The sequence below is a fragment of the Streptomyces tremellae genome, assembly GCF_039540215.1.
Lineage (GTDB): Bacteria > Actinomycetota > Actinomycetes > Streptomycetales > Streptomycetaceae > Streptomyces > Streptomyces tremellae.
The window spans coordinates 1-13,995 of record NZ_BAABEP010000050.1 but is presented as its reverse complement, the minus strand read 5'-3'; the positions used below and the strand labels follow the sequence as shown (position 1 = coordinate 13,995).

The window sequence follows — 13,995 nt, the reverse complement described above, 5'->3', positions numbered from 1 at the left end:
CACGCGGTCCAGCGGGAGCGCGCCGCGCGCGGTCCGGTGGGAGAGGCCCGCACGCGGCCCGCGGGCAACGCGCATGCCCGCGGGCCTCACCCGCCCTCCGGGTACCTCCGGGGCGTCCAGGCGACCTCGCCGCCCGCGCGGTGTGCGGCGACCGTCTGGGACGAGCCGATCAGCAGGACCGTCCGCATGTCGACCTGGGCCGGGTCGAGGTCGGTGAGGCGGACGATGCGGACACGCTCCTCGGGGCCGCCCACGTCCCGCGCGAGGACGACCGGGGTGTCGGGGGCGCGGTGTTCGAGGAGGAGTTCGCGGGCCTTGCCGACCTGCCAGGTGCGGGACCTGGAACCGGGGTTGTACAGGGCCATCGCGAGGTCCGCGGAGGCCGCGGCGTGCAGCCGGGCCGCGACCACCTCCCACGGCTTGAGCCGGTCGGAGAGCGAGATCACCGCGTAGTCGTGGCCGAGCGGCGCGCCGGCGCGCGCGGCGGCCGCGTTGGCCGCGGTGACACCGGGCACGATCCGTACCGGCACGTCCTTGTACGGGTCGGCCGACGCGACTTCGAGGACCGCGGTCGCCATGGCGAACACCCCGGGATCGCCCGAGGAGACGACGGCGACGCGGTGGCCGCGGCGCGCGAGGTCGAGGGCGAAGTCGGCGCGCTCGGACTCGACCTTGTTGTCGGAGGCGTGGCGCCGCTGGCCTGGGCGCTCCGGCACCCGGGCCAGGTACGTCGCGTAGCCCACCAGGTCGTCGGCCGCCGCCAGTTCGCCGCGGGCCTCGGGGGTGAGCCAGAGGGGGCCCGCGGGCCCGGTGCCGACGACCACGACCCCGCCGCGCCCGTGCCGCGGCGCCTCGCGCCCCGGGCCGTCCTGCGCGGCCACGCGGCTCGGCAGCACCGTCACCGCGAAGTACGGCACCGTCTCCGGGTCGGCGTCCGCGAGCGCGCCGGTGCGCTCGCCCGGCATGGTGGCGCGCTCCACGTACCGCGCGTCGTCGAGCCGGCCGGCCCGCTCGACCGCCCGCCGCACGGCGGGGAAGGTGCGGCCGAGCTTCATCACGACCGCGGAGTCCGCGGCCGAGAGGCGGGCCGCGAGCTCCTCCTCGGGGAGCGTGCCCGGCAGGACCGTCAGCACCTCCTCGCCCTCGACCAGCGGTGTCCCCAGCCGCGCGGCCGCCGCGCTCACCGAGGTCACGCCCGGTACGACCTCGGTCGGGTAGCGGTGCGCGAGGCGCTTGTGCATGTGCATGTACGAGCCGTAGAAGAGGGGGTCGCCCTCGGCGAGCACCGCGACGGTGCGCCCGGCGTCCAGGTGCGCGGCGAGCCGCGCCGCGGCCTCCTCGTAGAAGGCGTCGATGGCGCCGCGGTACCCGCCCGGGTGGTCGGTCGTGCCGGTCGTGACCGGGTAGACGAGCGCCTCCTCGATGTGGTCGGGCCGCAGGTGCGGGGCGGCGATGGCGCGCGCGATGGACCTGCCGTGCCCGGCGCTGTGGTACGCGACGACGTCGGCCTCCGCGATCGCGCGCACCGCGCGCACGGTCAGCAGCTCCGGGTCGCCCGGCCCGAGCCCGACGCCGTACAGCCTGCCGGCCTGCCGGTCGGCCGTCCCGCCCGCGGCCGGGACGGGCTCCGTCCGCGCCGCCGACGCGTCCCCGGCCCCCGGGCGCGCGGCCGTGCCCGTCTCGCCCTCGCTCATCGCTCGTCCTCGCTCGCGATCGCGTTGAGCGCGGCTGCGGCGATGGCGCTGCCGCCGCGCCTGCCGCGTACGACCAGGTGGTCGAGGGCGGCGGGGTGCGCGGCGAGCGCGTCCTTGGACTCGGCAGCGCCGATGAAGCCGACCGGTACGCCGATCACGGCGGCCGGGCGGGGCGCGCCCTGCTCGACCATTTCGAGCAGCCGGAACAGCGCGGTCGGCGCGTTGCCGACGGCGACGACCGCGCCGTCGAGGCGGTCACGCCACAGTTCGAGCGCGGCGGCGCTGCGGGTGGTGCCCAGCTCGGCGGCGAGCGCGGGGACGGCCGGGTCGCCGAGAGTGCACACCACCTCGTTGCCTGCGGGCAGCCGCCTGCGGGTGACGCCGCTCGCGACCATCTGCGCGTCGCAGAGGATCGGCGCGCCCGCGCGCAGGGCGGCGCGTGCGCGGGCGACCACGCCGGCGCTGTGGGCGACGTCGGCGACCAGGTCGACCATGCCGCACGCGTGGATCATGCGGACGACGACCTGGGCCACGTCCGCGGGCAGACCGCTCAGGTCCGCCTCGGCGCGGATGGTGGCGAAGGAGCGGCGGTAGATCTCGGAGCCGTCCTTCTCGTAGGCGAAGCCAGTGGTCGTCGTCATCTCGTCACCGTTGTCGTCGTGGGGGTGTCTGGAGTGTCTGGAGTGCCTGGGGTGTCTGGAGTGCCTGGGTCTCGGCGCGGGTGCCGCCGGGCCGGGGCGGGGTCCGGGCCCGGGTCCGGGCCGGGGCCCGTCGAGGGGGCCGCGTCCGTGACCGTGGTCGTCGCGTACGTGCCGTCCCCCGTGGCCACCTTGTCGAGGTGCGGGCCGCGCGGGTGGCCGCAGCGGCGCGCGCAGCCGGAGAAGTAGACGGGCAGGCGCGCCCTGGGGCCGGCCGCGGCAGCCGCCGCGTCGGCCCGTACGTCCGCGAGCGACTTCGCGCAGCCGGGCCTGCCGGTGCACGCGCCGACGCGGGTCCAGGGCGAGTCCGCGCTGGTCACGAGGCCCGCGGCAGCGGCCCGTCCGAGCAGCACGTCGGCCGCGGTGGGCGTGAGGCCCGGCACGACGAGGCTCCGCCAGGGCGTGACCCGCAGGCCGTCGCCCGCGCCCGCGAGCAGCCGCCACTGCGCGGCGGTGAGCCGCCCGAGCGGCGGCTGTACGCAGACGGCGGCGCGCTCCCCGCCCGGCGCGCGGACCGTGCCGAGCGCGGGCGGGCCGCCGCGCGGCGGGGCGTAAGGGTCCGGTACGTGCTCCGCGCGCACGCCGCCCGCGCCGAGCGCGTCGCGCAGCACGGCGGCGAGGCGCGCGGCGCCGTCCCCCGGCAGTTCGTGTACGCGCCAGGCACCGGAGCCGGCGGCTGCCGTACGGAACGCCTCGGCCGCGAGCAGTGCGGCGCGCGGCGCGTCGGCGGCCCGTACGCGCAGCCGTCCCGGCCCGACGAGCAGCACGGCGCTCCCGGCCCCGGGCTCTGCGAGCAACGTCACATCGGCGCCGAGCGTCGCCACGTCGCCCCGCCCGTCGTCGAGCGCGAAGAGGAACCGTCCCGACAGGTCCGCCGCCCGGTCGCTCGCGCAGACCAGCGCGTCCAGCTCGCGCACCCACAACCGCACGTCAGCGAAGGGGAGTTCGTCCTCCCCGGCGAGCGGGGACGCGACGATGTTGCGGGCGCGCTCGTGCCGCTCGGAGGGCAGCAGGCCCGCCGCGTGCAGCCGGGCGGCGAGAGGCGCGGCGCAGGACTCCGCGAGGCCCCGCAGCTGAACGTTTCCGCGTGAGGTGAGGTCGAGGTGCCCGTCCCCGAGCAGCTCGGCCGCGTCGGCGACCACTTCGGCCTGACGTGCCGTCAGCAGCCCGCCGGGCAGCCGCAGACGGGCCAGCCTGCCGTCGTCGGCGGCGTGCAGCCGCAGCGCCCCGGGGCAGGCGTCGCCGCGGTCACGCACGGGGGATTCATCCCGGTGCGTTCCCTTTGGTGGCATGGCTGTCGACACGGCGGCGAGCATACCCAGCCCCACCTGGGCCACCCACCGCCCGCACACACCACGCCCCGCCGGGCGCCCGCCCCGCCCCGTGCCCCCGGCGGCCATGCGCTCTCCCCACTCCGACCAGCACCGCTTACTATCGAGGGACCAGCGACGGCGTCTGGGAGGAAGGCCGGTGAGAATCCGGCACGGTCCCGCCACTGTGAGCCCGGCACTCTCCGGGTGAGTCAGGAACTCCCGCCGTCCTCCCACTGCCCGGGGCGCGGACCCCGAGGAAGGCGAGCCGCCGCATGCTGCTGCTCCTGTCGACGTCCGACACCGATCTGCTCTCGGCCCGTGCCGCGCACGCGGCGGGCGCGCCCGTGCCGTTCAGGTTCGCCAACCCGGCGCGGCTGCCGCTCGACGACCTGCCGGGGCTGCTCGACGGTGCGGACCTCGTCGTCGTGCGGCTGCTCGGCGGGGTGCGCGCCTGGCAGGAGGGGATCGACGCGCTGCGGGCGAGCGGCGTGCCGCTGGTCGTCCTCACCGGCGAGCAGGCCCCCGACGCGCAGCTGATGGAGGCGTCGACGGTCCCCATCGGCATCGCGGCCGAGGCGCACGCCTACCTCGCGCACGGCGGCCCCGCCAACCTCGACCAGCTGGCCCGCTTCCTCTCCGACACCGTGCTGCTCACCGGGCACGGCTTCGAGCCGCCCGCGCCCGCCCCGACCTGGGGGCACCTGGAGCGCGATGCCGCGCCAGGCGCGACGGGGCCGCTCGTCGCGGTGCTCTACTACCGCGCGCACCACATGAGCGGCAACACCGGTTTCGTGGACGCCCTGTGCTCGGCGATCGAGGCGGCGGGCGGCCGGCCGCTGCCGCTGTACGTGGCGTCGCTCCGCACCCCTGAGCCCGAGCTGCTCGACGCGCTCGGCGCGGCGGACGCGCTGGTCACGACGGTCCTCGCGGCGGGCGGCACCCGCCCTGCCGGGGCCTCGGCGGGCGAGGACGACGAGTCGTGGGACGCGGGCGCGCTGGCCGCGCTCGGCGTCCCGATCCTCCAGGCGCTGTGCCTGACGGGCTCGCGCGCCGACTGGGAGGCCAACGACGAGGGGCTCTCGCCGCTGGACGCGGCCGGGCAGATCGCGGTGCCGGAGTTCGACGGGCGGCTGATCACCGTGCCGTTCTCGTTCAAGGAGATCGACGAGGACGGTCTGCCTTCGTACGTCGCCGACCCGGAGCGCGCCGCCCGCGTCGCCGGGATCGCGGTCCGTCACGCGCGGCTGCGCCACATACCCCCTGCGGACAAGCGCCTCGCGCTGGTGCTCTCCGCGTACCCGACGAAGCACTCCCGCATCGGCAACGCCGTGGGCCTCGACACCCCGGCGAGCGCCGTCGCGCTGCTGCGCCGCCTCGTCGCCGAGGGGTACGACTTCGGCCCGGCCGCGCCGCCCGCGGAGGGCGCTCCCGCGACCGGTGCCCTGCCCGCCGTCCCGGGCCTCGTCTCGGGCGACGGCGACGAGCTGATCCGCGCGCTCATCGAGGCCGGCGGCCACGACCAGGAGTGGCTCACCGAGGAGCAGCTCGCACGCAACCCGGTGCGCGTCCCGGCCGCCGACTACCGCCGCTGGTTCGCCGAACTCCCCGCCGAGCTGCGGGAGTCGGTGGAGGAGCACTGGGGGCAGGCGCCGGGTGAGATGTTCGTGGACCGCACGCACAACCCCGAGGGCGACATCGTCCTCGCGGCGCTGCGGTACGGCAATCTGCTGATCCTGATCCAGCCGCCGCGCGGCTTCGGCGAGAACCCCATCGCGATCTACCACGACCCCGACCTGCCGCCCTCGCACCACTACCTCGCCGCGTACCGCTGGATCCAGGCGCCGCGTGCCGAGGGCGGGTTCGGCGCGGACGCCATGGTCCACCTGGGCAAGCACGGCAATCTGGAGTGGCTGCCCGGCAAGAACGCGGGCCTGTCCGCTGCCTGCGCGCCCGACGCGGCCCTCGGCGACCTGCCGCTCGTCTACCCGTTCCTCGTCAACGACCCCGGGGAGGGCACCCAGGCCAAGCGCCGCGTGCATGCCACCCTCGTGGACCACCTGGTGCCGCCGATGGCGCGCGCCGAGTCGTACGGCGACATCGCCCGCCTTGAGCAACTCCTCGACGAGCACGCGCAGATCGCCTCCATGGACCCGGCGAAGCTGCCCGCGGTCCGGGCGCAGATCTGGACGCTGATCCAGGCGGCGAAGCTCGATCACGACCTCGGGCTCGACCCCGACGAGCGGCCCGACGACGAGGGCTTCGACGAGTTCGTCCTGCACCTCGACGGCTGGCTCTGCGAGATCAAGGACGCGCAGATCCGCGACGGCCTGCACGTGCTGGGCGGCGCGCCCACCGGCGAGGCCCGGGTCAATCTCGTCCTCGCGGTGCTGCGGGCCCGGCAGATCTGGGGCGGCACGCAGTCGCTGCCCGGCCTGCGCGAGGCGCTCGGCCTCGACGAGTCCGCCGCCACCCGCACCGCCGCCGACGAGGTCGAGGCGCGCGCCCGCGCCCTCGTGCAGGCGATGGAGGACGCGGGCTGGGCGCCCTCCGCGGTCGCCGAGGTCGCCGCGGGGCAGCCGGAAGCGGTCGGCCGCATCCTCGACTTCGCGGCGCGCGAGGTCGTGCCGCGCCTCGCGGGCACCACCGACGAGATCGACCACGCGGTCCTCGCGCTCAACGGCGGCTTCGTGCCCGCGGGTCCTTCGGGCTCACCGCTGCGCGGCCTGGTCAACGTGCTGCCGACCGGGCGGAACTTCTACTCAGTCGACCCGAAGGCCGTGCCGAGCAGGCTCGCCTGGGAGACCGGCCAGGCGCTCGCCGACTCGCTGCTGACCCGCTACCGCGACGACAACGGCGAGTGGCCGCAGTCCGTGGGCCTCTCCCTGTGGGGCACGAGCGCGATGCGCACCGCGGGCGACGACATCGCGGAGGCGCTCGCGCTGCTCGGCGTGCGGCCGGTGTGGGACGACGCCTCGCGCCGGGTCACCGGCCTCGAAGCGATCGAGGCGGCCGAGCTGGGCCGCCCCCGCATCGATGTGACGCTGCGCATCAGCGGCTTCTTCCGGGACGCGTTCCCGCACGCCATCGGGCTGCTCGACGACGCCGTGCGGCTCGCCGCCTCGCTGGACGAGAGCGCGGAGGACAACCACGTACGGGCGCACGCGCAGGCCGACATGGCGGCGGGCGCCGACGAACGCCGGGCCACCACCCGCATCTTCGGCTCGCGCCCCGGCACGTACGGCGCGGGCCTGCTCCAGCTGATCGACAGCCGCGACTGGCGCACGGACGCCGACCTCGCCGAGGTCTACACGGTGTGGGGCGGCTACGCGTACGGGCGCGAGCTCGAAGGCCGCCCGGCGCGCGCGGAGATGGAGAACGCGTACCAGCGGATCGCGGTCGCCGCGAAGAACACCGACACCCGCGAGCACGACATCGCCGACTCGGACGACTACTTCCAGTACCACGGCGGCATGGTCGCCACGGTCCGCGCGCTCAAGGGCAGCGCGCCGGAGGCGTACATCGGCGACTCCACCCGGCCGGAGACGGTCCGGACCCGCACCCTGGTCGAGGAGACCTCCCGCGTCTTCCGCGCGCGGGTCGTCAACCCCCGCTGGATCGAGGCGATGCGCCGCCACGGCTACAAGGGCGCCTTCGAACTCGCCGCGACCGTGGACTACTTGTTCGGGTACGACGCGACGACGGGCGTCGTCGCCGACTGGATGTACGACAGGCTGACGCAGGCGTACGTCCTCGACGAGGAGAACCGCGCGTTCCTCCAGGAGGCCAACCCCTGGGCCCTGCACGGCATGGCGGAGCGCCTGCTGGAGGCCGAGTCGCGCGGCATGTGGGCCAAGCCCGACCCGCAGGTGCTCGCGGAACTGCGCCAGGTCTTCCTCGACACGGAGGGCGACCTGGAGTCCGACGCCGAGGACGCCGCAGACGCCACCGACGCCTGAGCCCCCGGGCCGCTCCCCCTCCCGGAGGGGCGGCCTCACGCGCCCTGGATGTGGCCCGCCAGCAGGTTGACCAGGCTGTGCGGGGTGCCGGGGCCGTACATGATCTCGTGGAGGCGGTCGGCCTCCGCGGCCTCCGCGGCGCTGCGCGGGAACATCTCCCGTTCGTGCGCGGCGAGCGCGGCCTCGACGTCGCCGGGGTGCTCGACCAGGGCCCTGGCGAGTTCCGCGCCGTCGTACATGGCCAGGTTGGCGCCCTCGCCCGAGGGGATCATGAGGTGCGCGGCGTCGCCGATCAGGGTGACGCCCGGCACCCGCTCCCACCGGTGGTCCGCCGGCAGCGTGTGCAGGGGGCGCAGGACCGGTGGGGTGTCCGCGTCGGTGATCAGCGCGGTCAGCTCGGGCGCCCAGCCGGCGAACTCGGCCGCGATGCGCGCCACCGCCGCCGGTTCTGCGAGGTCGACGGCGTCGAACCACTCGCGCGGCTTGGTGAGCGCGGCGTAGGTGTGCAGGGTCCCGCGGGTCTCCCGGTGCGCCGAGATGCCCTTGCCGGGCGCGAGCGCGAACATCGAGCCGCCACCGACCGCCTTCGCGCTCGCGGGGTGCCGGGTGTCGGCGTCGTGGAGGTAGGTCTCCACGTAGGTCGTGCCGGTGTAGACGGGCACGGCGTCGGAGACCAGCGGCCGGACCCTGGACCAGGCGCCGTCCGCGCCCACCAGCAGGTCGGTGGCCGTGGTGGTCCCGTCGACGAAGGCGATCTCGTGGCGCCCGCCGCCGAGCGGCCGTACGGCGGCGACCTTGTGCCCCCACCGGACGGTGCCCTCGGGGAGTGATGCGAGCAGGATGCGCCGCAGCTCGCCGCGCTGGACCTCGGGGCGCCCGCCGGTGCCGTCGTCGGGGTGGTCGATCAGGACGGTGCCGTCCTCGGCGAGGCCCCTGGTCGCCTGGTGGCCGTGGAGGATGAGGGAGCGGAAGGCGTCGAACAGGCCGGCCGCCGCCAGGGCGGGCTGGCCGTTGTGCTCGTGGATGTCGAGCAGGCCGCCCTGGGAGCGCACCGTGGGGGAGGTCTCGGCCTCGTAGACCGTGGCGGATACGCCGTTGACATGCAGGATCCGGGCGAGCGTGAGGCCGCCGAGTCCCGCGCCGACGATCGTGACATGGAGGGGTGCGGTGTTTGTGGCGTTCATGGCGGGCTCCTCTGGGTCGGCTGACTGGAATGTCGTTCCAGTCGATTCTGGAACACCATTCCAGTCATGTCAAAATGGCCGTATGGCACCACGGAGGAACACAGGCAGTACGGGTACGGGGCGGCGCGCCGACGCGCTCTCCCGCGAGCGCATCGTCGAGGCGGCCGTCGAGCTGCTCGACACGGCAGGCGAGAGCGGGCTGACCTTCCGGGTGCTGACCGAGCGCCTCGCCACCGGCGCGGGGGCGATCTACTGGCACGTGGCGAACAAGGGCGAGCTGCTCGCCGCCGCCACCGAGGCCGTGGTCGCCGCCGCCCTCACGGCCGCCCCCGCCCGCGCCCCGCGCACGCCGCGTGAGGCCGTGCGCGCGGTGGCGCTCGGCCTGTACGGCGCGATCGACGCGCACCCGTGGCTGGCCCCGCAGCTCGCCGTCCAGATGCCCAGGGATCCGGTGAAGTCGGTGACCCCGCGCATCTACGAGGCCGTCGGCCGCCAGGTGCGCGCGCTGGGCGTCCCCGAGTCCGCCTGGTTCACGGGGACGTCCGCGCTGGTGCACTACATCCTGGGCGCCGCGGGCCAGAACGCGGCGAACGGCCGCGCGGCCCGCGCCCATGTCGGCACGGACCGTGGCGAGTTCCTCGACTCCGTTTCGACGGCGTGGGAGGCGCTCGACCCGGGGGAGTACCCCTTCGTGCGCGCCGTCGCGAAGCAGCTCCGCGACCACGACGACACCGAGCAGTTCCTCGCCGGGGTCGACCTGATCCTCGCGGGCATCACGGCCCTGCACGCCCCGGGTGCCGGGGCGTCCGACTGACGCCGGGCGGGCTCAGTCCGTCGCGGCCAGGCGTACGAGGCCGGTCAGGACGCGGGTGAGGACGGCGGTGTCCACGCGGTGGCGGACCGCGCTGATCAGGGCGGGCGCGCCGGCGCCCGCGGGGCGCGGGGGGAGCGGCGGAAGCAGGGGCAACGGGCGCGGCGCGGGCGGCAGTTCGGCCCACACGACCTTGCCTGGCGACCCGGCGCCGCCGCGGACGCCCCAGCTGCGGCTGAGCGCCTCTACGAGGAAGAGGCCGCGACCGCTCTCCGCCTCCTCGCTCTGGTCGGGCACGCCGGGCCTGCCGTCCGCCGCGTCCCGCACCTCCACCAGCAGTCCCGCGTCCCGGAGGGCGAGCCGCACGCCGACCTCGCGGTCCGCGCACGCCGCCTGGCGCGCCGCGTGCGTGACGGCGTTGGCCACCAGCTCGGAGACGATCAGCTCGGCGTCGTCGCGATGTGCGGGCAGATCCCAGGCCGTCAGCGTGTGGCGGGTGAACTCCCTTGCCATGGAAGCTGCTTCGGGAATCGCGGGCAGGCAGACCCCGGCCGCGTAACACACCGTACGTGCGGGGAAGCCGGTCACCGGGGGCCTCCCGTGCTGTACACCTCGGCACCCGTGGTGCACAGGAGATGGTCGACGATCTGGGCCTGGAGCACGAGGTTGGCGCCGAGGTGCAGGAAGCTCGGTACGAGCACCTGGCGCGCGCCCGACTCCCGTAACGCGCGCACCAGTTCGTCCAGCGCGGTGAAGGCGCCCTCCGTGTCCTCCTCGTGCACCCTGGCCAGCTCCCACCCCCGTGCCGCCGCCCAGTGCCGCATGCGGTCCTGTTCCGCCTCGATCTCGTCGTCCCCGGCGTCGTGGGTCCGCATGTAGCCGTGGGCGGTTTCTGGCATGGCTGTCTCCTCGGACGGGGGTGGACGCTGCGTGTCGACGCCGTCGCGTACCGCAGTGATGGGTACAGCATGCAGAGTGGTTGGTGAGTAGTGTCAAGTCAACACTTCCTTGATAAGTGCTATTACTTGCGTGCATGGTGATGGAGCGTCACACTGAGGCTCCCGCGACCTTCGAGGAGGCCCCCGCCATGCCGCTCAACCAGAACCCGACGATCCGCCAGCGCCGACTCGCGCGTCGGCTGCGCGAGTTGCGGATCAGCGCGGGGCTGACGCACGCGGACGCCTCGGTGGTGCTCGACGCGGACAAGTCCAAGGTGGGCCGCATCGAGAACGCCCAGTCCGGCGTGCGCCTGCCCGATCTGCGTGCCCTGCTCGACCTCTACGGCGTCACCGACCCCGCCGAGCGCGCCGAGATCGAGAAGCTGAACCGCGAGTCGAAGCAGAAGGGCTGGTGGTCGCGGTTCGCCGTCGACGGCTCGTACGCCACGTACGTCGCCGTCGAACACGACGCGAGCACGCTGTACAACGTGGAGACCCACCTCGTCCCCGGGCTGTTGCAGACGCCTGAGTACACGCGGGCGCTCATCGAGCTCCAGAACCCCGAATTCACCAGTGAGCAGATCGAAGTCCAGGTTGCGGTCCGCGGCGAACGCCGCCAGGTGCTCACCAGAGAAGACCCGCTCCAGCTCTGGGTGGTCATCTCCGAGAGCGTCCTGCGCCACCGGGTCGGTTCGGCGGCGGTCATGAAGGAGCAGCTGGAGTCGCTGCTCGCGGACAGCCGCCGCTCCAACGTCCAGCTTCAAGTGCTGCCGAGCGAGGATCCGATGAACGCCTGTCTCTACGGCCCGTTCGTCGTGATGAGCTTCCCCGCCGCGGCCGAAACCGACATCGCCTATAGCGACCTGCCCACGGGGACGCTGTACTACGAGGAGGCGGCCGAGGTGGAGGTGTACACCAAGCTCTTCCGGCGCCTCAACATGGCCGCTGCTAACGTCAGGGCATCGCGGGCGTTGATCTCGGACGTCGCACGGGAGATGGGTTAGATATGAAGCGGTACAGCGAGCCGGTGCCGGCGACCGGGCCGGCCTGGGTGAAGTCGTCGTACTCCGGCACCAACAACAACTGCGTGGAGGTCGCCGTGCTGCCGCGCGGCGGGCGTGCGGTGCGCGACAGCAAGGACCCGCAGGGTCCCGCGCTGGCTTTCGCGCCGGGCGCCTTCGACGCGTTCATCGGAGCGGTCGTCCGGTGAACACCCCGATCGCCGAGTCTGCCTGGGTGAAGTCGTCGTACTCCGGCAACAATGGCAACTGCGTGGAGGTCGCCGTGCTGCCGCGCGGTGGGCGCGCGGTGCGCGACAGCAAGGATCCGCAGGGTCCCGCGTTGGCCTTCGCGCCGGGCGCCTTCGACGCGTTCATCGGAGCGGTCGCGCGCTGAGCGGCATGCGGCGGCGCCCCGTCCCCGCCGGGGCGGGTTCTATTGATCCCCGCAACACCCTGGAGTTCAGGGGGTTGCGGGGATCGTGGATTTTGAGGCGCTGAAACTGCCGTCGGTGACGTACTGGTATCCGGCCTTCTTCGCCCTCTCGACGAGATGGCCCTCGGTGCCCCTGCTTTCCTCCGAGGAGTCCTCGGCCGGGTGGTCGGCGAATGCGCCCGGCGTGCCAGCGGGCAGCCACCAGTCCTCGCCGCCGCCGAGGATCACCTCCGGCTTGCCGGCCCTCAGATACTGCGTCGCGATGCTGTCCTGCTTCGCACGGTCCGCGCCGTTGGCGAAGAACGCGGCTGGGGAACGCGTCGGTGACCTGCGCGGTCGTGACGAGTCCTGTCGCCAGGCCCGCGGCCTTCGCCTGCTGCCCGAGGATGGGCGGCCTGGTGCCATCCGGTGTCGACGCGGCTCGCGCCGTTGTGCGTCCTCGGAGAGGCATGGAGTGCCTCCGGTGAACGGCGCGTGACGTCTCCGCGCGGGCGGTGCGCCCCGTGCCCGGTGGCCACCAGGAGATCCGACGCCCTCCGAATATTTCGGTGTCCGTTGTAATCTGGACGGCATGACCGCCCGTACGCCGATCCGCCCGCGCGCCCCGCGCCTGCCCGCCCTGCTCACCACCGAGCGGGCGCGCCCCGACGGCGTGAGGTCCCGGCCGAACGCGTGGTGGCTCGCGGTGCTCACGGTCTGCTTCGGCGCCTTCATGGGCCAACTCGACGCGAGCATCGTCACGCTGACGTACGGCAGCCTGCGCGCGGGCTTCCACGCCTCGCTCGCCGCCGTCGAGTGGGTGTCCCTCGCCTATCTGCTGGCGCTCGTCGCCCTGCTGGTACCGGCCGGGCGGCTCGCCGACGCGCACGGCCGCAAGCTGCTCTACCTGTACGGCTTCGCGGTGTTCACGGCCGCGTCCGTCGCCTGCGGGCTCGCCCCCTCGCTCGGCGCGCTCGTCGCCTTCCGCGTCCTCCAGGCGGCGGGCGCGGCGATGATGCAGGCCAACAGCGTCGCGCTGGTCACCACGAGCGCCCCGCGCGAGCGGATGCGCGCCGCGCTCGGCGTGCAGGCCGCGGCGCAGGCGCTCGGCCTCGCCCTCGGCCCCACGGTCGGCGGCGCGCTCGTCTCCGCGCTCGACTGGCGCTGGGTGTTCTGGGTCAATGTGCCGGTCGGGCTGATCGCCCTGGTCAGCGGCCACTACCTGCTGCCGCGCACCCGCGCGCGCAGCCGGGCAGCCGGCTTCGACTGGCCGGGCCTCACCCTGCTGGCCGCGGCGACGACCGGCGCGCTGCTCGGCGTCTCCGCCGCCTCAGGTCTGCCCGTGCCCGGCTGGGGCGTCGCCGCGCTGTTCGTCTTCGCGGCCCTCGCGGGCTGGGGCTTCGTGCGGCGGCAGCGGCGGGCCGCGGCCCCGCTGCTCGACCTGGCGCTGCTGCGGGTACGGGCGGTGGCGTCCGGCCTGGTCGGGGCGCTCAGCGGCTACCTCGTGCTGTTCGGGCCGCTGGTACTCGTACCGGTGCTGCTGACCGCGCGCGGCGCGTCCGAGCTGACGGCGGGGCTCGTCCTCACCGCGCTTCCCGCGGGGTTCGCCCTCGCGGCGGCCGGCGGCGACCGGCTGCTGCCGCGCTCCCTCACGGACCGCGGCAGGTGCCTGACGGGCGCGGCGCTGTGCGCGGTCGCCGTCGCCGCGCTGCTCGCCGTGCCGCTCACCGTCGGATGGCTGGTGCCCGTGTTCGCCGTCGTCGGCCTCGGCCTCGGCACCTTCACCCCGGCCAACAACACCCTGATCATGAGCGCGGTCCCGGCCCGCTCCTCGGGCACCGGGGGCGGCCTCGTCAACATGACGAGGGGCCTCGGCACCGCGCTCGGCGTCGCCCTCGTCACCCTCGCCCTGCACACGGCGGGCGGCGGGGTGCAGGCGGGCGCGCGCCGGGCCGCCGCCGTCCTGACCGCCGCCGCGCGGGCCGCGA

The 13,995-nt window shown here is 74.8% G+C and carries 13 protein-coding genes and 1 riboswitch; of the genes, 6 read left to right on the top strand and 7 right to left on the bottom strand.

The annotated features are described in order from the left end of the window. Positions 1-86 precede the first annotated feature (86 nt). The 3 genes from ABEA77_RS26030 to cobG are packed head-to-tail and all read right to left on the bottom strand — an operon-like array spanning position 87 to position 3,708. A complete protein-coding gene (locus tag ABEA77_RS26030; protein WP_345652390.1) occupies positions 87-1,694 on the bottom strand; it encodes a precorrin-2 C(20)-methyltransferase in 1,608 nt (535 codons plus the stop codon). Further along, entirely contained in the window at positions 1,691-2,335 is a 645-nt protein-coding gene (locus ABEA77_RS26025; RefSeq protein ID WP_345652387.1) for a precorrin-8X methylmutase, read from the bottom strand. Before ABEA77_RS26025 ends, ABEA77_RS26030 begins: the two co-directional genes overlap by 4 nt. Continuing rightward, on the bottom strand, positions 2,332-3,708 hold the full coding sequence (gene cobG, locus ABEA77_RS26020; protein WP_425588392.1) for a precorrin-3B synthase: 1,377 nt from the start codon (positions 3,706-3,708) through the stop codon (positions 2,332-2,334). The genes ABEA77_RS26025 and cobG overlap by 4 nt, the downstream gene beginning before the upstream one ends. Positions 3,709-3,824: 116 nt before the next feature. Next, positions 3,825-3,946, top strand: a riboswitch (cobalamin riboswitch). 31 nt (positions 3,947-3,977) lie between these two features. Between cobG and cobN the strand changes: the two genes are divergently transcribed. Then, a complete protein-coding gene (gene cobN / locus ABEA77_RS26015; RefSeq protein ID WP_345652382.1) occupies positions 3,978-7,661 on the top strand; it encodes a cobaltochelatase subunit CobN in 3,684 nt (1,227 codons plus the stop codon). Positions 7,662-7,696: 35 nt separating this feature from the next. On the opposite strand, the gene ABEA77_RS26010 is transcribed toward cobN, so the two are convergent. Then, entirely contained in the window at positions 7,697-8,845 is a 1,149-nt protein-coding gene (locus ABEA77_RS26010; RefSeq protein WP_345652378.1) for an FAD-dependent oxidoreductase, read from the bottom strand. 82 nt (positions 8,846-8,927) lie between these two features. Here ABEA77_RS26010 and ABEA77_RS26005 point away from each other — a divergent pair, with 82 nt between their 5' ends. Beyond that, positions 8,928-9,659: a TetR/AcrR family transcriptional regulator gene (locus ABEA77_RS26005; protein ID WP_345652375.1), complete on the top strand. Its 732-nt coding sequence runs from the start codon at positions 8,928-8,930 to the stop codon at positions 9,657-9,659. Between the two features lie 12 nt (positions 9,660-9,671). Here ABEA77_RS26005 and ABEA77_RS26000 read toward each other — a convergent pair whose 3' ends face one another. After that, a complete protein-coding gene (locus tag ABEA77_RS26000; protein ID WP_345652484.1) occupies positions 9,672-10,220 on the bottom strand; it encodes an ATP-binding protein in 549 nt (182 codons plus the stop codon). Between the two features lie 20 nt (positions 10,221-10,240). Then, the gene (locus ABEA77_RS25995; RefSeq protein WP_345652372.1) at positions 10,241-10,555 is read right to left on the bottom strand and encodes a recombinase family protein; all 315 of its coding nucleotides are present in this window, start codon (positions 10,553-10,555) and stop codon (positions 10,241-10,243) included. A 140-nt stretch (positions 10,556-10,695) separates the two neighbouring features. On the opposite strand from ABEA77_RS25995, the gene ABEA77_RS25990 reads away from it, so the two are divergent. The 3 genes from ABEA77_RS25990 to ABEA77_RS25980 are packed head-to-tail and all read left to right on the top strand — an operon-like array spanning position 10,696 to position 11,989. Continuing rightward, on the top strand, positions 10,696-11,598 hold the full coding sequence (locus ABEA77_RS25990; RefSeq protein ID WP_345652369.1) for a helix-turn-helix domain-containing protein: 903 nt from the start codon (positions 10,696-10,698) through the stop codon (positions 11,596-11,598). 2 nt (positions 11,599-11,600) lie between these two features. After that, positions 11,601-11,804: a DUF397 domain-containing protein gene (locus ABEA77_RS25985; protein WP_345652367.1), complete on the top strand. Its 204-nt coding sequence runs from the start codon at positions 11,601-11,603 to the stop codon at positions 11,802-11,804. After that, positions 11,801-11,989, top strand: coding sequence for a DUF397 domain-containing protein (locus tag ABEA77_RS25980; RefSeq protein WP_345652364.1), 189 nt, complete (start codon positions 11,801-11,803; stop codon positions 11,987-11,989). Before ABEA77_RS25985 ends, ABEA77_RS25980 begins: the two co-directional genes overlap by 4 nt. Before the next feature lie 66 nt (positions 11,990-12,055). Here the strand turns inward: ABEA77_RS25980 and ABEA77_RS25975 are convergent, their stop codons facing one another. Then, positions 12,056-12,433 carry an alkaline phosphatase gene (locus tag ABEA77_RS25975; RefSeq protein WP_345652361.1) on the bottom strand — a complete coding sequence of 126 codons (378 nt, stop codon included), beginning with the start codon at positions 12,431-12,433 and terminating at the stop codon, positions 12,056-12,058. A 166-nt stretch (positions 12,434-12,599) separates the two neighbouring features. Between ABEA77_RS25975 and ABEA77_RS25970 the strand changes: the two genes are divergently transcribed. Continuing rightward, on the top strand, positions 12,600-13,995 hold a 1,396-nt coding region (locus tag ABEA77_RS25970; RefSeq protein WP_345652358.1), incomplete at its 3' end, for an MFS transporter.